The organism is Streptosporangium sp. CA-135522, assembly GCF_050949235.1.
Taxonomy (GTDB): domain Bacteria; phylum Actinomycetota; class Actinomycetes; order Streptosporangiales; family Streptosporangiaceae; genus Streptosporangium.
This window is the reverse complement of sequence record NZ_CP192026.1, coordinates 5,313,200-5,331,483: the sequence shown is the minus strand read 5'-3', so window position 1 is coordinate 5,331,483 and position 18,284 is coordinate 5,313,200. Positions and strand designations below refer to the sequence as shown.

At 68.7% G+C, this 18,284-nt stretch carries 20 protein-coding genes; 3 read left to right on the top strand and 17 right to left on the bottom strand.

Going from position 1 to position 18,284, the window contains the following annotated elements; translation table 11 throughout:
- Window positions 1-22: 22 nt before the first annotated feature.
- The 16 genes from ACQPYK_RS25085 to ACQPYK_RS25010 form a co-directional block, all read right to left on the bottom strand.
- Entirely contained in the window at window positions 23-1,633 is a 1,611-nt protein-coding gene (locus ACQPYK_RS25085; protein ID WP_433235288.1) for a DUF3560 domain-containing protein, read from the bottom strand.
- Between the two features lie 69 nt (window positions 1,634-1,702).
- Window positions 1,703-2,359: a hypothetical protein gene (locus ACQPYK_RS25080; RefSeq protein ID WP_433235285.1), complete on the bottom strand. Its 657-nt coding sequence runs from the start codon at window positions 2,357-2,359 to the stop codon at window positions 1,703-1,705.
- A gap of 46 nt (window positions 2,360-2,405) precedes the next feature.
- Window positions 2,406-3,068 (bottom strand): hypothetical protein, encoded by a 663-nt coding sequence (locus tag ACQPYK_RS25075; RefSeq protein ID WP_433235282.1) that lies wholly within the window; start codon window positions 3,066-3,068, stop codon window positions 2,406-2,408.
- 83 nt (window positions 3,069-3,151) lie between these two features.
- Window positions 3,152-3,667, bottom strand: a complete 516-nt coding sequence (locus ACQPYK_RS25070; RefSeq protein ID WP_433235279.1) for a hypothetical protein — start codon at window positions 3,665-3,667, stop codon at window positions 3,152-3,154.
- A 62-nt stretch (window positions 3,668-3,729) separates the two neighbouring features.
- Window positions 3,730-3,891, bottom strand: a complete 162-nt coding sequence (locus ACQPYK_RS25065) for a hypothetical protein (protein ID WP_433235276.1) — start codon at window positions 3,889-3,891, stop codon at window positions 3,730-3,732.
- 313 nt (window positions 3,892-4,204) lie between these two features.
- Window positions 4,205-5,641, bottom strand: a complete 1,437-nt coding sequence (locus ACQPYK_RS25060; RefSeq protein WP_433235273.1) for a UvrD-helicase domain-containing protein — start codon at window positions 5,639-5,641, stop codon at window positions 4,205-4,207.
- An 81-nt stretch (window positions 5,642-5,722) separates the two neighbouring features.
- Window positions 5,723-6,082 (bottom strand): hypothetical protein, encoded by a 360-nt coding sequence (locus ACQPYK_RS25055; RefSeq protein WP_433235270.1) that lies wholly within the window; start codon window positions 6,080-6,082, stop codon window positions 5,723-5,725.
- 30 nt (window positions 6,083-6,112) lie between these two features.
- Window positions 6,113-6,373: a hypothetical protein gene (locus tag ACQPYK_RS25050; RefSeq protein ID WP_433235267.1), complete on the bottom strand. Its 261-nt coding sequence runs from the start codon at window positions 6,371-6,373 to the stop codon at window positions 6,113-6,115.
- Between the two features lie 310 nt (window positions 6,374-6,683).
- Window positions 6,684-7,280, bottom strand: coding sequence for a hypothetical protein (locus ACQPYK_RS25045; RefSeq protein ID WP_433235264.1), 597 nt, complete (start codon window positions 7,278-7,280; stop codon window positions 6,684-6,686).
- On the bottom strand, window positions 7,277-8,383 hold the full coding sequence (locus ACQPYK_RS25040) for a hypothetical protein (RefSeq protein ID WP_433235261.1): 1,107 nt from the start codon (window positions 8,381-8,383) through the stop codon (window positions 7,277-7,279). The genes ACQPYK_RS25045 and ACQPYK_RS25040 overlap by 4 nt, the downstream gene beginning before the upstream one ends.
- A gap of 275 nt (window positions 8,384-8,658) precedes the next feature.
- Entirely contained in the window at window positions 8,659-10,272 is a 1,614-nt protein-coding gene (locus ACQPYK_RS25035) for a recombinase family protein (protein WP_433235258.1), read from the bottom strand.
- Between the two features lie 155 nt (window positions 10,273-10,427).
- A complete protein-coding gene (locus ACQPYK_RS25030) occupies window positions 10,428-11,126 on the bottom strand; it encodes a hypothetical protein (protein WP_433235255.1) in 699 nt (232 codons plus the stop codon).
- A gap of 455 nt (window positions 11,127-11,581) precedes the next feature.
- On the bottom strand, window positions 11,582-12,052 hold the full coding sequence (locus tag ACQPYK_RS25025; protein ID WP_433235252.1) for a MarR family winged helix-turn-helix transcriptional regulator: 471 nt from the start codon (window positions 12,050-12,052) through the stop codon (window positions 11,582-11,584).
- Window positions 12,053-12,191: 139 nt separating this feature from the next.
- Window positions 12,192-12,761 (bottom strand): hypothetical protein, encoded by a 570-nt coding sequence (locus ACQPYK_RS25020; protein WP_433235249.1) that lies wholly within the window; start codon window positions 12,759-12,761, stop codon window positions 12,192-12,194.
- A 55-nt stretch (window positions 12,762-12,816) separates the two neighbouring features.
- On the bottom strand, window positions 12,817-14,031 hold the full coding sequence (locus ACQPYK_RS25015; protein ID WP_433235247.1) for an MFS transporter: 1,215 nt from the start codon (window positions 14,029-14,031) through the stop codon (window positions 12,817-12,819).
- Between the two features lie 116 nt (window positions 14,032-14,147).
- A complete protein-coding gene (locus tag ACQPYK_RS25010; RefSeq protein ID WP_433235244.1) occupies window positions 14,148-14,705 on the bottom strand; it encodes an ArsR/SmtB family transcription factor in 558 nt (185 codons plus the stop codon).
- A 304-nt stretch (window positions 14,706-15,009) separates the two neighbouring features.
- On the opposite strand from ACQPYK_RS25010, the gene ACQPYK_RS25005 reads away from it, so the two are divergent.
- Window positions 15,010-15,231: an ATP-binding domain-containing protein gene (locus tag ACQPYK_RS25005; protein ID WP_433258909.1), complete on the top strand. Its 222-nt coding sequence runs from the start codon at window positions 15,010-15,012 to the stop codon at window positions 15,229-15,231.
- Window positions 15,232-15,271: 40 nt separating this feature from the next.
- Window positions 15,272-16,627: a serine hydrolase domain-containing protein gene (locus ACQPYK_RS25000; RefSeq protein WP_433235241.1), complete on the top strand. Its 1,356-nt coding sequence runs from the start codon at window positions 15,272-15,274 to the stop codon at window positions 16,625-16,627.
- Window positions 16,628-16,849: 222 nt separating this feature from the next.
- On the opposite strand, the gene ACQPYK_RS24995 is transcribed toward ACQPYK_RS25000, so the two are convergent.
- Window positions 16,850-17,314, bottom strand: a complete 465-nt coding sequence (locus ACQPYK_RS24995) for a MarR family winged helix-turn-helix transcriptional regulator (RefSeq protein ID WP_433235238.1) — start codon at window positions 17,312-17,314, stop codon at window positions 16,850-16,852.
- Window positions 17,315-17,597: 283 nt separating this feature from the next.
- Between ACQPYK_RS24995 and ACQPYK_RS24990 the strand changes: the two genes are divergently transcribed.
- Window positions 17,598-18,245, top strand: coding sequence for a nitroreductase family protein (locus ACQPYK_RS24990; protein WP_433235235.1), 648 nt, complete (start codon window positions 17,598-17,600; stop codon window positions 18,243-18,245).
- Window positions 18,246-18,284: the final 39 nt, after the last annotated feature.

The window sequence follows — 18,284 nt, the reverse complement described above, 5'->3', positions numbered from 1 at the left end:
AGTACAGCTAGCGCCAGAGGGATCAGCAGGGGATGACGACGATTACCGTGCTCATGGTCGTCCCGGACGTCTTGAAGGCATCCTGCGGAAGCGGAATGATGTCGCCTCCCCGGTCCTCAATGAGCTGCCGGAACTCGACGGCGACCTTCACCTTGTGGAAGGTCACCCCCGCGCCCATGACGGCGACGAGCCGCCCGCCCGGCTTCACGAACTCCAGGGCGTGGGTGACGTGCGCGATGTCCTTGCCCTCGGAGAACGGCGGGTTCATCACCACCCGGTCGTAGGCGTCCTGCTCGACCCGTTCCAGTTCCAGGAAGTCCTGACGGCGGACGCAGTTGACGCCGGGGACGCGGGACACGAGGACGTTCGCCAAGCCGTTGTCGATCTCGACGCAGTCCACGACCGCGCCCGTTTCGACGGCGGCCGCCGCGATGTTCCCGGTACCAGCGGACGGTTCCAGGACGGCCATGCCGGGGCGGATGTCAGCGAGTTCCATCAGCCGTTCCACCACCGCAGGCGGCGACACGAACGCTTCCCGCTCGTGGGACACAACGACGTTGGAGGCCATCTGCATAGCCGCCGCGAGCTCCTCGCGATCGATCGTGGGGACCTCGACCTTCGGCGCCGCCGGCTTCTTGCGGGCGGGCCGCTTCGGTGCGATGACGGCGGGCCCGTCTTCGCCGTGGGGACATTCGACTTGCTTGATGTCGGTGAACGCCACCTTGGGCTGCCAGTTGTCGCGGAAGTCCACCCGGACGGTCGCCGTGTTGACTTTGCTCGCCACCCCCCTGTAGCCCCACGCTGTCACGGTGTCGCCGACGTGGACGTTGGCGCGGCTGTACTCAACGAACACGCCTTCCTCAGTCGCGGCGGCGAGCTGCTTCTGGTCGTAGGCGATCTGGTTGTCGAGCTGCGCCTTGCGGGAGAGAAGCTGCTCGCGGTGGTCGCCGGTCGCGGGCTCGTGCGTCTCGACGTAATAGATCGTGCCGTCGTGGCGGCGAAACACCCGCTCGTACCCGTCGAGGCTCCGCTGGATCTTCCTCAGCTTAGCTTCGGCCGTCTTGAGGCGCCGGGCCGTCACCGTTGGCCGGGCCGAGTAGGCGGCGTTGCTGCCGGTCGCGTTCGCGCGGCGGGCCACCTCCTGCGCGGTGTTGTCCTCCTCAATGCTGCGCCGCATCGCGGCGTCCATCCGCTGCTGGTCGCGCCGCGCCCCACGCTCGGAGTGGTGGCCGACGAGGATGGGCTGACCGCCTGAGAACCGCTCAGACAGGTCGTTGGCCCGGTCGGCGGCGGCTGATGCCCGGCCGGCATGCTTGGACGCCTTCGCGGCGAGTGCGTCGCGCCGGTCGTCGAGCCGGTCGGCCTGGTCGGCGAGCACCTGGGCGCGGTCGCGGTGCTCGTCGTCGATCTCGACGGTCACCTCGAACCCGGCCGCGCGCAGCGCCTCGGCCGCCATGTTGATGCGATACCGGTCGGCCACCCGGTCCCGGGAGCTCTGGATGCCGATCATGCCGATCGAGTAGAAGTAGCGGAACCGGTGAGGCCACGGCTTGAGGATTTCGTACACGCCGTCGCCCTTGACGGTGCCCTCCACGAGAGTGCCATCCTCGTGGGTGTGCCTGATGGTGATCAACTTGTCTCTTTCCTGGGTTGGTCGGGCGGGGCGGCGGTGGGTGGCCGCCGCCCCTTCAGACGGTGTTGGTCAGATGCCAGCCGGGTCGTCCGCAGTGCGGCACAGGTCGCGGTGCACGTAGCTGAGCTGGAACTGGTCCGCTCGGCCCTCGATCGCCGCGGCCCCGGCCTTCACTTCGAGCCAAGGGGCCGGGTCGTGGCGGCCGATGGTGCCGAGCTCCAGGTCTTCCGGCAGCGGGTCACCGGGCCGGACAACCTGCAGGAACCACGCCTGCGCCTGGGCGCCGTGCTCGCACACCGGGACACCGGTTAAGGCGTCCCAGCCAGCCGGGGCCGGCTGGAACGGCACGGTCAACCATGCGTCGTCCCACGGCAGGCCCATCTCAGCCGCAAGGTCACCGATCGCGCCGTCGTAGGACTCGGCGAGCTGCTGCAGCGTGTAGCCGTTGCTGGTGAGGCGCTTGGTGACTTTCCGCACGATGGTCTGCGGCGTGATCTCCACGAGCAGCACGGCGTCGTCCGCGCACCAGTGCTTGGTCAGCTCGTCGAGCGGACCGGCCGCGTAGTGGCGGCCGTGCATCCATTCGCCGTACCAGGTGGGGTTGCCGATGAGCGGGCGGGGCGCGTTGGCGACGGCCAGGCCCTGCGTGCGGATCGTGTGGTCGTGCTCACCCCAGCCTGGGGTTCCGGCGAGGACGTAACGCTTCGGCAGGATCTCGGTGGTCATTGCTGTGGTCCCTTCGGGCAGTAGTGGCCGGTCTTGGCGTTCGGGTTCACTCGTCGCTGTCCTCGTCGGCGTCCTCGCCCTCGTTGGCGGACTCGGCGTCGAGGAAGTCCAGGCAGAAACCGCCTTCGTCGCGGAGGATCCTGTCGAGCAGCTCGGCGACTTCGTCCCGCGTCGGCACGGGCCCCAGCACCGGCACGTACACCTGGCACGAGTCGGGGCAGGTGTCGCCCGGCGCGGTGCCGCAGTGCGGGCAGGTCTTCTTCGGCACGGTGTCGCGGACGTCGAACACCCTTTCGGATGTCCAGCCGGACCATTTGCCCTCGATGGTCTGCTCGGTCTCGCCGGTGTCCGCGTTCTCAGACTCCACGATCTTGTTGCCCTTACGGCGAGCCAGGAGCCGCATCGACTCAGCTTCCGGCCGGACCTTCCGCCCCTCCTTGCCCCAGAAGAACGCCGAGTTGACGCGGGTCGCCTGCGGGTTCTGCACGAGCATGCCAAGCGCGTTACCGAGGGTGCGGTGACCCATGACGCGGCCCGCGTACACCCGGAAGCCGTCGATCAGCGTGGAACTCTGCGCCAGGGCCGCGGCGCCGCTCTCCCTCGAGTGGATCGCGATCTGCTTGTCGGCCTGCTTCCGCGCGCCGTACTCGGCGCGCTCCTCGGGGGTGTAGTCAGCGCGGGGCCGCTTTTTCGTGTACTTGGTGGCCATGGGTTGGTTGCCCTTTCTTGCTATCAGTTGTGCTTGCGGGTGTGCTGGCCCGGCTGGGTGGGCCGGGCCAGCAGAGGGTTGCGTCAGGCGGCGGGGCGAGCACCGAACAGGATGCGGCCGATCCACTCCAGGTCCTCGTAGTCGTTGCCGCCAGAGAACAGCCACCCGGAATCGGTGTCGACGCTGTCCACGCCGAGCAGGGTCAGCGCCCGGTCCGCAGCGGAGATCACTCGCACGTCGTCGTGCCCGTCCATCTTGATGACGTGCTGGCCGCCCTTCTCGTCGAAGTGCTCGACGAGGAGGTACTCCTCATACGCCTCCAAGGGCTTGTCGCACGGCTTGCCGTTCAGGAATCGCTTGCCGCTGGTGTCGTAGGTGACGAGCCACCGGCCGCCGGTGACGTGGCACATCCAGCCGGCCAGGCACATCGCGGTGCCGCACCGGTCGTCGGACTGGCGGATCCTCCGCCACTGGTCCTGGTCCCACCCGGTCCCGCACGCGCCGGGGGCGACGGGCGGGAGCCCCTTGAGGATGTCCATCACATGCCAGAACAAGGCGGAGCCGCGCAGGTCAGTGATCTCGGGGATGGTCGTGCTCATGATGTCGTGCCTTTCGTGAGGGGTTGCTTGGCCCGGCACCTGCCGGGCCAGGAGATTGAGAGCTACGGCTTTTGATAGCCGTAGGGCGTGCCGGTCTTGCGCAGGGTGTCGACGGCCCGGGCCGCACACGCCCGATAGGCGACCTCGCGGGCAGCCCTACGCCTGTCCCGCTCGTCGAAGTCGATGACGCGGGCCGTCAGCTCGGCCTCGTCCAGCCAGTACATGGCGAAGAACAGGTCCGGCTCGTAGGTGTCGGCGTACTCCCGGCAGCCGCGAGCCTGCCGGATGCCGTCGTCGATGCCGCGGATGTAGTTGTCGCCGAACTTGGTGTGCGGCCGCAGGGCCTCGATGCGCCGCTGGAACTCGTCGTCGTCGAAGACGATCGTGTCGAGTTCGCCGCCCGGCTCGCCCTTCCAGACGACGGTGATGCAGCCGATCCGCTCGGCGCGGCCGTGGGTGGTGTCTATGGTGGTTCTCCTGCGAGGGGTCGGGGTGAATGCCTGTCGCTAGCAATGTTGCTAGCGACAGGCATACGGGTTACAGGTAGTGGTTGATCCAGGCGAGGCCAGCGTTGTCCAGCTCGTACTGGGCGCGGGTAACGGTGACGTACGCAAGCATCGCGGCGGTGCGGGGAATCCGGCCGGGCTTACCGTCGCCGGTGGGCTTCGGCTCGGGGAAGTCGTCGGCGACCGTCACGCGGTGCCACTCGCGGCCCTTGGCCTTGTGCCCGGTGGACACGGTCACGTCGGCACGGTCCTCCGGGACGAGACGGGACACGGTCTCCAGCACGATGTCCGCGCCGTGAGAGTCGATGAGGTTGACGAACGACCGCAGGTCGGAGCCCTCCTCCTCGTCGACGTAGTCCTGCAGCTCGGCCCACGTCTTGAAGGCGTACAGCTCGGGGTGGCTGCAGCCGTACCCGTTCTTGAGCTGGATCGCCGCCTCGGCGAGCTTGCGGATCTGGTCACCGCCGCCGACGAGAGCGACGCGGCGGCCGTTCTCCAGCTCCTCCATCACGTGGGTGATCGTCGTGCCGTTGGTGCGGCACAGGATCGCGTCGGGCTCGGCCAGAGTGGTGATGCGGGAGTTGATCTGGTCGAATCCGATGAGGCGCAGCGGCGCGTCCAGGTAGTGCAGCCACTTGTTCGCCTCCTCGGCCACAGCGGGGCCGAACCGGAAGCTCTGCGACAGGGTGAGGCGCACGCCGTCGAACTTCGCCATGGCGTCCTGCGCGCCGCGCCACCCGTAGATCGACTGGGAGGAGTCACCGACGAGGACAAGCTGGGCGTGGCGCTGGTTCTCGACCATCTTCGCGACCGGCGGGTTGGAGTCCTGCGCCTCGTCGAGCAGGATGTAGTCGTACTGGGAGAGCTGCGGGTCGGACAGCGTCCACATCTTGAGGTAGCAGTCATGGGAGAAGGGCAACCGGCCGCCCGTGTTGCAGATGTCCTCCCACGCCTTGAGGGCGAGCAGCGGAATCTCAGCGCCCAGGGCCGCCATCGCCTCTGGGTCGTCGAAGCCGGGGATGCGCGGGACCGGCTGCCGAAGGATGTTGGTGTGGGCGCTGCGGGTGAAGTTGCCGACCGTGGACATGACGATCCGGGCGATCTGCGCGGGCCGGATGATGTTGTCTGACGTGTAGATCGGGCTGTTGATCCCGAGCAGCCGGGCCACGTCCTCACTCTTCATGCGCGGCGCCTTCAGCTTGTGGGCGTAGAGGCGGCCGATCGCGCCGAAGGCCAGGCCGTGCGCGGTCTTGCAGGTGACGGAGGTGGGGAACGACTTGGCCGCCTCCACCTGGATCGCCTTGTTGTAAGCGATGTACAGACCCCTACGGTTGGGGGCCGCCGCGGCGGCCATCTTGAGGACCGATGTCTTGCCGCATCCGGCGCCGGCCTCGACGACGAGGTTCTTGTCGGCGGGAACGAAGGCGTCGACGATGTTGGACTGCTCAAGGGTGGGCTTCGGCGCCATGGGGGCTCCTTCAGGGGGGCATGTTGCTAGCTGTAGTGCTAGCAACATGGCGAGTGGGTTGGTTGGAGGGGTGGGTGCCGGTCAGCGATGGGTGGCGCGCCGGGCGTAGTGATCGATCCACATGGCTTCGACCTCAGCGACGGCCAGGCGGTACGCGCGGGGGTCGCCCTGGCGGGCGGCGGCGTCGGCGGCCTGTTCGTGTCGCCATGCGTCGGTGTTGGCCTGCGAGGCTTTGTCGTAGGAGCGTTCGCAGTGCTGGCGCTGCTCGGCGGTGCCGTGGAACCCGCCGTGCTTGCGGTCGTTTTCCTGCGCCCGGGTCAGTGAGGCTTCGGCCTCTTCCAGGGTGCGCTGCGGGACGAGCATGGTGGCGGCGACGCGTAGGTAGTTGTTCACGGCCTGGTCTGGGGTGGAGACGAGCCTTGCGCGGGTCCGGTCGACCATCGGTAGCTCCTTCCTGCCGGGGTGGGTTGGTCAGCCGGTCTGGGTGGCGAGCATCGCCTCGCGGAGGGTGACATGCTTGGTTATCGCGTGGTGGATCGCGTCGATGGCCATGCCGCGACCCCAGTCCTGGGTGCCGAGGAGCTTGATCAGGGCCTCCCGGGTGTCGCCGTATGCGCCGTGCCAGCGGGCGAGTTCCTGGTCTTCGGCCATGTTGAGGGCGCGCAGCAGGTTGAGGAGCTGCTCTCCGAGTTCGGCGGTGGTGGGCCGGGCCTCGGCGGCGGTGTCGGTCATGTCGCGCCTTCCTGCTAGCAATTCTGCTAGCGTCTTGTGGACGTTTCCGCAGCTCATGAGTGCTTTGGAACGTCTTGATCCTCTCATAGGTTCATTGCGTTTGCAAAACGACCCTTTGGCGTGCTGGAACGCGTACCCCAGAGCGCTTGAGAGCGTCCGAGAGCACTCGGAAGCGCGACGCGAACAACGTCACGCAACCCATGATCAAAAGCGCTCACACGTGATTCTGGCCACGCGTACGGGCAAGCAAAAGCGCAAGCCCGAACGGGACAAGGGAGCTGGATTCTCGGCGGTTACTACCGGGACCCCGTCAGGCAGAACCAGCCCGCCCGGCTCGCTCCCGCCGCGCCCGCCGCAACGCCAAAGCACGCGACACCCGCTGCGCTACCTCAGCAGGATCCTCCTCCGGCTCCGGCGCCCACACCTCAGACACCGCGCCAGTAACCACCGCAGTCGCCGCAGCCTCATCCGCCCGAGCCCACCGCTCCGGGTCGGCACGCGTCACCACCTTCGTCGCCCGGCTGGCCATCACCTTCGCCGCGGCCGGCGACGCCTCCGCGAGGACCTGGCGGGCACGCGCAACCGCGGCCGCCAGGTCACCCGTCCGTCGCCGCTCAGCCTCGGCCCGCTTCTCTCGCGCTTGCGTTTGCGCTCGCGTCTTCGCCGAGTTGGCGCGAGCCCGCCGCTGCGACGCCGACAAGACCGGCTGCAGCGACTCATCCATCCACAGCACCAGCCGGGCCCTGGCGACCTCCCACCGCATCGGATCACCCAGCGCCCGAGTGACACCGTCCGGCGGGTTGTTCAGCGCATGCACCACGTCAGCGTGACTCCACCCGGCGTCGAAGAACCGCTGAGCCAAGCTCAGCAGATGCTCCGGCACCCTCGACGACGACTCCTTGCTCATGCGCCCTCCCCCAGTCGAGCCCGCATCGCAACCCGCGCAGCCAGGTACTCCGCGGGAGGTGTGCGCCGCTCCCCCAAGTCGACCACCGTGGCGGCCGGCGCGGGCTCGGAGTCGGGCGTGCCCCAAACCAGACTCATCCGCCGCTCCTGCGCCGGCCACATCGCAGCCTCGTTGTCAGCGACCTGCTGTGACGCCGATCGCACCAGCGGCGCGCCATCCGCGGCGACCCACAGGCTCATGCGGTGGCGGATCCGTGACCGCATGCCCCGCTTCCGCTCGACGGCGGCCGCCAGGTGGCCCGGGTCGATGTCGCCCCAGTGCTGCCCGTCCGGTCGCCGGTTCAGGGCGTGCTCCACGTCGGCCACAGTCCAACCCGCAGCGAAGGCAGAGCGGAGCAGCGACCGCAGGTCCTTCGCCGACAGGGCGCCGAGGGTGAGCCAGTTGTCCACGCGGAGCCGTTCGCACGCTGCGAGCTGGTCTCTCCTGGTGCCAGGCGTTACGTGGCGTGGCCACGAGGGCGTCGGTTCCGTGGAATCGGACATTTCCCGCGCGCCCGCGTAAGGGAGAGTTCTTGCAAGAGAGAAACCACTAACGGCGGGGGTGCAAAGATTATCCACACCCCCGCTGACGTGGGAAAACATGGGGCGCTCAGTGACGGTCTCGACTGGCCATGGCACGTCGTCCGTGTCATCGAGCGCGTCAGCCTCGAGGTCGTTGTTCTCTTCGGGGAGCAGTTCGTCCGGGACGGTCAGGGCGTACTCGGTGGCGAGGTTGCCGAGACCGTCGTCGACCAGGCCCCACAGGTTTCCGGGCCGAGTGCGAGGGGTCGAGCCGGGCGTGATGATGACGAGCAGCTTGTGCTCGCGGAGCCACTTGATCAGGTAGGCGATGGTGCGGCGGGAAACGCCGACGAGCTCGGCGAGTGCTTCCCAGGTGGCGCCGCGCTTGGGCGCGGTGACCATGTCGCGGTCGGAGCGTCCGGCGAGTTCCCACGCCAGGCGCATGAGGTTGCGGTGCCGCTGGCGGTTGCACTTCTCGCGGGCGAGGTAGTCCACGGCGTCCAGGAACAGGGCGCGGGTGGGTGCAATTTTCTGCCCATCCATGGGGATGGGCAGAACCGAGGACGTGATGGGGCTGTGCGCCGACGTGCGACGAAGCGCCCCTATTTCGGTTTTTTCGCAAACCGAGGGCAGGCGTGTTATCTTAAACTCCGAGAGTAAGGCCCCCACGGGGGCAACGCGAAAGCACCCTGCTCGGAATCGCCGCCAAGCAAGCGAGCAGGGATAGCAATCGCGTGAAGTGGTTACTTCAGGGAGCGGCCCGCACTGCGGGCCGTTTCTGTTTCAGCCGATAGTTCTCCTTCGTAGTGATCGCCGGATCATCCCACAGTCTCCCGGCTTTGCCATTTGCTGAAACGGGCAGGCAACTTGCGGTGCCTCGTCTCCCCCCATGCCGAGTGGACGACGATCCACGCCGTCGTGGGATCCTGCCGGTACACGTCCACGTGGTCGATGACCTCGGCCAAGATGTTCCGCAGCCGATCAGCGGGCAGGCTGCCCCACTCCTGGATGAGTCCTTCGATCACCGGCACGCAGTCCATTGGGTCGATCGGGTCTGGCAAGTCCTCGAATTCGGCGAGCCCGTCCAGGACCCCTTCGCGTTCGCGGAGCAGCCTGTCACGCACCGGCTCGTAGGACGATTGCGGGATCACCTCGTTGATCAGCAGCTCGGTCTGTCGTTCTAGGGCCTTGTTGATCCGCTCCAGCTCACGGCGAAGCACCTCCAGCTTGGAGTCCTCAACTTCTGCGACCACCTGTAGGCCGGCCGCCGCTTGAGCGGCCGCGGCTTCGATATCTGGCAGCCACTCGACGAGCACCCACTGAACCGCTTCCTCGACGGCCTCCATCGTCACAAACCGGGTGCCGCAGGTTGGGACGTCGTGGCGCTTGTGGTAGATGGACCCGCATACCCACGCCATGCGGCCACTGTGGTGGACCTTCTGCGGGTACATAGTGTGGGTGCAGTAGCCGCACTTCAGTAGCTTGGAGAACGGCCAGGTGGCTCTTCTGGCGCGCGGCGGCAGAGCCGAGGTGATCTTTCGGTACCTCTTGTAGGTTTCCCACGTCTCCGGCTTGATCACGGCGTCGTGCGCGCCGAGGTGATACTCCTTGTTGCGGCAGCTCGACGGCTTGGCGCACCGGCAGTCGCGATGGTGGACACAGATCAGGCCGGCCGCGAAGCCCCGGTCCATCACCCTCATCAGCTCGCCCGGCATGAACTTTGCACCGGTAGTCGTCCGGGCGCCGCGAGCGTTCGCCCAGTCGGCCAGGCGAGAGAAGTTCCGGTCAGCGATCCACCGGTCGTAGCACTCCGCGAAGATGCCAGCCATACCGCTTGCGTCATCCGGCTCGTAGCGCTCCGGGCCGTCCTCAGGCGCAGCGAGGGTCCTGTCGTGATAGAGCGGGTGACGAACCCGGCCGCGCCTGATGTACCCGAACTGGGCATTGCCGAGCGGAGGAAGTCCACGGGCAAGGCGGTTCTGAAATGCCTCTCCCCACTGCTCACCGGCCCGGTCGGACTCGAACGCGGCCAACTCGAACAGCACGCCGCGGGTGAGCTTGCCGACCGCTGTACGGGCGTCGATCTCTTCGGTCGCGGAGACCAGCTCACCGCCGGCCTTCTCGACGCGGGCGAGGTTGAGCTGATTGCCGGTCCGGTTGCGTCCGAAGCGGCTGTACTTCCAGACGAGGATCGCCCTGGCCCTGGCTTCTTCGACATCAGCGATGACCTTCATGATCTTCCGCTGGAATGTCCTGCCGGAGACGTCGAGGTCCTCGACCCACTCGATGATCCGATAGCCACGGCGGCGGGCCAGCTCCTTGACCGCGGCCCGCTGGATGTCCGGGGAGATCTTCTCCTCCAGCATCATCGAGACGCGGATGTAGCCGATGGCAGGGATCAAGTCCTGACTTGGGGGGATACGCACGAACACACGTTACTCATTTGCGGTCAATGCGCTCGAGCACGGCCTCCAGCACGGTGCCGGGAGGACGCTCTGCCGGAAGGGTGGTCATTGGGGTATTGTGCCGCAGCCGGGTGACAGCTTCTCGTCGCCTCCCCCACCCGCCCGCCGTTCGCCCGAGCGGCTCAGAGCGTGCGGATCGTCATGCCGATCCGGTCGAACAGCTTCTGCTTGCCGTCCTGGTCGGTGCTGAGCGTGACGGTGCAGATCTTGCCCGAGGCGGGCACGTAGAACTGTGTCCCCTTGACCTCCATGCCGCCGGCCGGGAACGTGTAGACCAGCCGCGCCGCCTCGACCCCGCCGATCTGCAGCTTGGCCGACTGGGTGACCTTGGCCCTGATCTGCTCCAGTTCCCTGGTGGCCGCGCTGATCAGCTCGTCGGCCGAGGCGATCGCGCTGGGCTGGCAGTAGCCGTTGAGGTTGGTGGTGAAACCGTTTCGCGAGGCCCGCCTCGACTCGGGGTCGAAAGCCCAAACCGCCTTGTTGACCACCAGCGCCTGCAGGTCCTGATCGGCCTGCCGCAATGCCTCGCCCGACAGGCCGCTGCGTTTGAGTCCCTGCTCAAGATCGTCCTTGGTCAGGTCGAGCGCCTCCCAGGAGTCGGGAACCGCGACGGTGAGCCCGTTGGCGGGGCTGCCGACCCGTTTGAAGCCCTCGGGCGCGGCGGTCGCCTCGCCGTCCGCCGTCTTCGTGCTCTGCGCCGGGGTGTCCGGCCCGCCCGTGGGGTTTTTGGCCAGGTTGACCGAACTTCCACCTCCGCAGGCGGTGGCCAGCGCCAGGCACAGCACGCCCGTGGTCGTCATGATGGGATAGCGCTTGCGCACCAGACTGCCCTCCTTGCGGACCTTCGCAAGGCCCGTGCCGATCGACCTGAGAAAACCGCCGGGTGAATCGCCACAGGGGGGCGTCCCGCGCCGGAATCGCCTTCTTCCCGGGCGGTGCATGGCAGACCAACCGTGGCGGCGACGCGAGAGCGTCGCCCGCCGCTGTTCGACCGTTGAGAAGACGGCGAACGGCATGCCGACCGTTTCCCCACCTGGTCCTGTTTCTGCAGGTTAAGCGGTGAGTGTCTGAGGCGCCGGGTTCTGCTGCGGTGTGTCGCTGGAGAATGCCGCCGGACGGCGGTCACCGCCGATCGGCCGTCGCCGACGCCGGGGTCGAGGCTCCGGCGCTGTCGGGCACCGGCCGTTCGATGTACTGCGCCTGGCCGCCACTGCGGCTGCGCTCCCGGCCGCCCCGGGCCGGTGACATGCCGGGGACCGACGCGCCTCCCGCCCGGTCAGGGCGAAACGGACGACGAGTGGGAGTCGACCGGCAGGTGATGCAGGGCCTGGACCAGCGGGGCGAGCTCCGGGGTCCGCTCGGCCTCGGCCAGGGCCCTGGCGAGGACGTCGTCGTGGGTCGGGCGGGCCTTGGTCAGCAGTGTCCACCCCTGATCGGTGAGCTCGGTGTAGATGCCGCGCCGGTCGTCCTGGCACAGGACCCGGGTCAGCAACCGGCGGTCCTCGAGCCGGTTGACCAGGCGGGTGGTGGCGCTGCCGGACAGCGCCGCCGCGCGGGCCAGCTGCTGCATGCGCATGTGCCAGCCGTCCTGGCGCGACAGCGCGTCCAGAACGGTGTATTCGACCACGGAGAGATCATGCTCGGCCTGCAGGGCCTTCTCCAACGCGGTGTCGATCAGCCCGTGCAGTGCGGCCAACGTCCGCCACCCCTGCGCACGGACCTGCACCGCATCGTCTCCGATGCCCATGACCGGCTCCTTTCATGATCCCCTGCTCAGTCTACCAACGCTTTGAAATAAAGCGCGCGTGCAAATACCGAGCGAATGCGGTCGATCCGCGTCCGGCTCCCCTGGCGGCCGCTCCGGGGGCCGGCCGCCAGGGAGCGTTCTAGCGGGTGACCGATGCCTGCTCGTTCTGGGAGGCCAGGCCGTTCCGGGCCGAGACGAGGCTGCCGGCCAGCAGGGTCGCCCCGGACAGCACACCGCTGACGAACGGCACCCAGTCCAGCGCGGCGGTGGCCGCCATGACGAAGCCGGCGATGCCGAGCACGGTGAGAACGGCACCGGGTACGGCGATGGCGCGACTCTTCCACACGGGGGCGAGGGCGACGAAGTGTACGCCGACGACGAAGGCGACCCAGGCGACGTTGACCTGTTCTGGCTGCTGCCAGGCACCCAGGACCGCGATGCCGCCGAACAGGGCGACGGCCTCGATGACGGCGACCAGGAGGAATCCGCGACCGAACATGGTGGCGCCTTGGGCCGCTCCGGGAAGAGCCGGTTCGACACCGGTGGCCCGAGCCTGGCGGATGGCCTGAAGCCACATGGCGATGACGCCTGCCAGGGCGAGGGCGGCGGCCACCCGCAGGAGGATGCCGAGGGCCGCATTGAGGGGGGCGGAGGCATTGATGAACACAAAGATCGCGCCAAAAGTCGCGCCGATTAGCATACCGGTCATTCGTTGCATGATGCGAAACCCTAGCGACCTTCCCCCGCCGAGCAAGCTGAAGGAATCACGCCTGGCTGACGATCCGCTCGTCGGCGATGGAGGGGACGATCTCGGGAACGGGTGCCGGGCGGACCAGGATGAGCGCGGTGCAGGTCAGAGCGGTCAGGGCGATCAGGGCGTACATGATGCGGTAGTCGACGAGGCCGACCAGTGCCGCCCCGGCGGTGATGGACGCCGACTGGGCCGTACTGGAGAGCATGTCGATGGCTGCGCCCACGCGGCCTTGCAGCCGGGCGGGGACGTACAACTGCTGCGCGGTGCCCAGGGCGATGTCGAAGATGGGGATGGCCAGGCCGTAGAGCGCCGCTCCGGCGAGGAAGGAGCCGAGCGAGGGGACCAGGAAGATCCCCGCCCCCAGGGCGAAGATCGCGTAGCCGATGCTCGCACTGGACGCCTCGCCCAGGCGTCGCACCAGCATTCCCGCCAGCAGCCCGCCGATGACGGAGCCCGCGCCCTGAACGGTGGTGAGAACGCCGAAGAAGGCGGCGGGCTGCTCCAGGCCACGATCGATGGCGGCGAACACGGCCGTGTCCATCAGCCCCGCGGTCGCCATGAGGAGCGTCAGAGCGAGAGTCAGCCTGCTCAGGAGCGGTACACGCCGCAGGTGCCGGAATCCGGCGGTGACGGCCGGCAGGAAGGGCTGCCCGGCGGGTTCCGGTTCGGATTCGACGACCTTGAGCGAGGCGAGGACGACAAGCGCGACCACGAATGTCACGGCGTCGACGACGGCGAGCGCCCCACCGTCGAAGGCCAGGTAGATGCCGGCTCCGGCGACGGGTGAGGCGATCCGCACGCCCTGCCGTACCGTGATCAGGGCCGCTCGGGCGCTCGTCGCCTCCGCCGACGGCAGGATGTCCTTCAGCAGCGCGCCGTGCGCGGGAACGGAGAAGGTGACTCCGTAGGCGAGGGCGACGGCGTAGAGGATCCAGACCTGGTCGGCGGAGTCGACCAGGGTCAGGGACAGCACGACGAGGGCCATCGTGCCGTACATCGCGATGAGCAGCGGCCTGCGGCGCACGCGGTCCACGAGGTGGCCGTAGAGCGGGGCGACCAGCCCGGGCAGGGCGAGGAAGAGGAAGACCAGCCCCGCGGCGGAGTCGGAACCGGTGAGGTCTTTGGCCCAGATGCCGAGGGAGAGGTACAACGCGCTGTCTCCGAAGCTGGAGACGGCCTCGCCGGCCAGGAGGCGGCGAAAGAGGGGGTGGCGCAGAGCGGTCACGTTCGACCTTTCGCGGGCGGGAAGCCGGGGGAAGGGGCGGAGCGAGTGAGGGGTGTGATCACTACGAGGTGACGGCGCGCCGGGAGCGGACGGCCGGGGCGGTGGCCGGAGGGCGGTCAGTCCGGTGGGGGCGGGGAGTCGGAAAGGGGGGTTCCGGTGAGCAGGATCCGGACGAATTTCGCGTCCTCCGGCGCGGGGGCGCGGCCGTTGGCTCGTTCGATGTAGGGGGCCAGCACCTCAAGGAGCTGGTGGCCGAGCTTGTCGAGCTCCTGCGCGGTCATCGGCGCGGTGATGCCGCTGAGGAAGGCGGCCGTGCGCCACTCCGCGGGGGCGTTCGGGCGGGCCTGGGTCCAGTCGAGGAGTCTGGTGGCCTCGCGTTCGATGAAGACCCGTTCCAGCTCGACCGCCGCGAGTCCGCCTGTGCTCGATGACAGGCTCTGCTCGGGATCGGTGACCCGCCAGGGCCGTTCTCGCTGGTCCTCGCTCACGGCCTCCACGACGTAGCCGTATTTGGCGAGCTGGCGCAGGTGGAAGGAGCACGAGGCCTGGGTCGTGCCCAGATGCCGGGCGCAGACCGCCGCCGTGGCGGGGCCGATCCGGCTCAGTAGGTCTATCAGATCCAGTCGCAGCGGGTGGGCCAGCGCGCGTATGGCACGTGGATCAGTGATCTTCATGTGTCAAAGATATCTTTGGTAAATCCAAAACGTCAAACAAATCTTTGGCTTTTACGGCTGGACTCAGGCCGGAAACCGGCTCACGAGAGCACGTCGTGGATCACGTCCAGCGAAGTGGTGCATGAGTTGACCTTCGCGCGATCCTGTTTCTGCGGGACCCTCTGCGTGGGGCAGGCGAACACCACGGCGATCCTCCATCGTGTGAGTCCGAACTCGACGATGTGCCCGAAGCCGACCTCGCCGGCGAGCGGGCCGCAGGGGGTCCGGCCGCGACCGGGCTTCCGGTGGATTTCGGCGCTTCACGATCGCCGGAGCGAGCGTTCCGTTCGCTCCGGTCCTGACCGTCCTGGCCTCCAAAGGACTGGAGTTCGACGCCGTGATGGTCGTCGAACCCGGCGAGATCCCGGCCCGGACCCCGATGGGCGGCCACGGCCTGTACGTGGCGATCACCCGTGCCACGCGGCGGCTGACCGTGACATCCCGGAGGGATCCGCCGGGGATGCCGGCGAGAGTGGAGCGGCACTAGCCTTGAGGCCACGCATCGTGTCACGGGGAGGGGTCATCTGATGTCGCCGGTTCTGGAGGGTACGGCTCGCGCACTGCTGCGCAGGATCGCAGTGGAACAGGCGGAGTCGCGGCTGCCGTCCCTGACGGCGGCCGTGGTGCGCGACGGGCGGCTCGCCTGGTTCGGCTCGCGCGGCCGGGTGGAGGGGGCCGCTCCCGCCGAGACCACCCAGTACCGGATCGGTTCCATCACCAAGAGCATGGTCGCCACGGTGGTCATGCGGCTGCGCGACGAGGATCGCGTGGACCTGCTCGATCCGATCGGCAAGCACGTCCCCGGTACACCGGTCGGTGAGGTGACCGTCGCCCAGCTGCTGTCGCACACCGCCGGGCTGACCGCCGAGCCGCCCGGCCAGTGGTGGGAGCGCACCCCGGGCATGCCGGTGGAGCGCCTCATCGGACTGCTCGGCCCGGAGACCGCCCGGCATCGGCCCGGCCGCCGTTTCCACTACTCCAACCTGGGCTTCGCCCTGCTGGGCGAGCTGGTCGCCCGGCACCGGGGCGTGAGCTGGGCGCAGGCCGTGCGGTCGGAGGTCCTCGACCCCCTGGGCATGCGCGAGACGACCTCACGGCCGCGCGCCCCGCACGCCACCGGCTACGCCGTGCACCCGTGGGCGGACGTGCTGCTGCCCGAGCCCGAGCACGACGCGCTCGCCATGGCCCCGGCCGGGCAGCTGTGGTCCACCCCCGCCGACCTCGCCCGCTGGGCGGCCTTCCTGGCCGGTGACACCGCGGGCGTCCTCGACCCGGCCACGCTGGCCGAGATGCGCGAGCCGGCGATCGTGGACGACGGCGATGCCTGGACCGGCGGCTTCGGCCTCGGCCTGCAGCTCGCCCGAGTGGGCGGTCGCCGCCTGGCCGGTCACTCCGGTTCCATGCCGGGCTTCCTTGCCATGGTGTGGGCCGACCCGTCCGACAAGGTGGGCGTGCTGTTCATGGCCAACGCCACTTCGGGGGTGAGCCGCACCCTGCTGACCGAGCTGCTGGCCATCCTCGACGAGCACGAGCCGCGCCTGCCCGCCGAGTGGGAGCCCGTCGCGGCCGACGCCGACCTGCTGGAGCTGGCCGGCCCGTGGTACTGGGGGCCGAGCGCGTACGCGCTGCGCCTGCTGCCGGAGCGGGGGCTGTCCCTCCACCCGATCGGCGGCGCCGGCAGGGCCTCCCGGTTCACCGCGCAGGCCGACGGGACCTGGCTCGGCCTGGACGGCTACTACGCCGGTGAGACGCTGCGCCTGGTCCGCCGGGCCGACGGAACGCCCGATCATCTCGACCTCAACACCTTCGTCTTCACCCGCACTCCCTACGATCCCGCGGCGGAGGTGCCGGGCGGGGTGGACGGAGACGGCTGGCGCGGCTGAGCGTTCAGTGCCCGGGCCGTTCTCACCACGTCGGCCACCTCCTGCGCGACGGCCCGCGTCTGGCGCCGGCGCACCAGTCACGTGGTCGTCGCAGCCTGGGGCAGCCCTTCCCGGGTAAGGGCGGACGAGATCATGCGTGGGGGTTCGGTGACGGGGCCGTGGGCCGGATGGCCGTTCCCGGGCCCCCGCCGAACCTTCGCCTTCGGCGGGGCAGCCGTTCCTTCAGCCGCCGGCGGTCAGCAGCTTGCCCAGCAGGACGGCCAGTTGGTCGCGCTCGGCGGAGGTGAGGGCCTGGAAGGTGTGGTCGAGGAACCCGGGAACCGACGCCTCGGCCTCGGTGAGAAGCCGCCGGCCGGAGTCGGTGACGGTGACGGCGTAGGCTCGCCGGTCGTCGGGATTGCGCTCGCGGCGCACGTGGCCGGCCCGCTCCAGGTCGTCGCAGATGTTGACCATGACGCTGCGGTCGATGCGTAGCTCCTCGCTGAGCGTCTGCTGCGAGCACGGACCGACGGCCACGAGCATCTTCAGCACCAGGTGCTGGCCGACGCCGAGACCGTTCTCGCCCGACCGGCTCTCGGCGGCACGGGCGACGGCGGCCGAGGCCCGGCACAGGGCGATGTCCAGGCGCTCGGCCGCGAGCAGGGGAAAGTAGGTCGTCCGTGGGCGGCCGGCGGTCTTGGGCGGCATTCGACGCCTCCTCTCAACGCTGATGATCGTAACACCAATCATCTTATCTTCAATTGTTTGACAACAGATCAATGCAGCCGTATGGTCACAAATCATCTGCAAACAGATTGTCTGCGACCAGATGGTGGTGTGATGTGGCCGGTATCGACGGCCGCGAACGCGCGGCGCTGGTGCCGCTGTGCGCCCAGCCCCACCATCGCCGCCGTCGGCGGGCAGCCCGAAGGCGGGCAGGGCCTGGCCCCCGGGCTCATCACCTTCTCTGTCCAGATTCGAGGAGAACCTCATGTCCCTGGAACTGTCCCCCGACGAACTGCTGTCCACCACCCGCGCGGTGCGCAAGCGCCTCGACTTCACCCGTCCGGTGCCCCGCCACCTGATCGAGGAATGCGTGGACCTCGCCACGCAGGCTCCGACCGGGCGCAACCGGCAACGCTGGCACTTCCTGGTCGTCACCGACGACGCGCAGCGCAAGGCCGTGGCCGAGCACTTCCGCCGGGCGGCCGCGGTCGGCGGCGGCGAACAGCCCAACCAGCGGGACCTGCGCCGCATGTACGCCCACCCGGACTCCATGGAGAAGATCTTCGACGGCTTCCAGTACCTGTACGACAACATCCACCGGGTTCCCGCCTTCGTCATCCCCGCGGTGGAGGGCCGGACCGACCGGGCTTCGGTGCTGGACCAGTCCATGACCTGGGGCTCGATCCTGCCTGCGGTATGGAGTTTCATGCTCGCCGCCCGCGCGCGCGGCCTCGGCACGGTCTGGACGACCGCGCAGGGCCCGCTGGAACGCGAACTGGCCGCGGTGCTCGGTGTGCCTTACGGCGAGGTCATGCTCGCGGCCCTCATTCCGATGGCCTTCACCATCGGCACCGACTTCCGGCCCGCCCGGCGCGTCCCCCGGGAGGAAGTCCTGCACTGGAATCGCTGGTAGGAGGACACGCCTGTCTCGTATTCGCCGGAAAACGGGCGG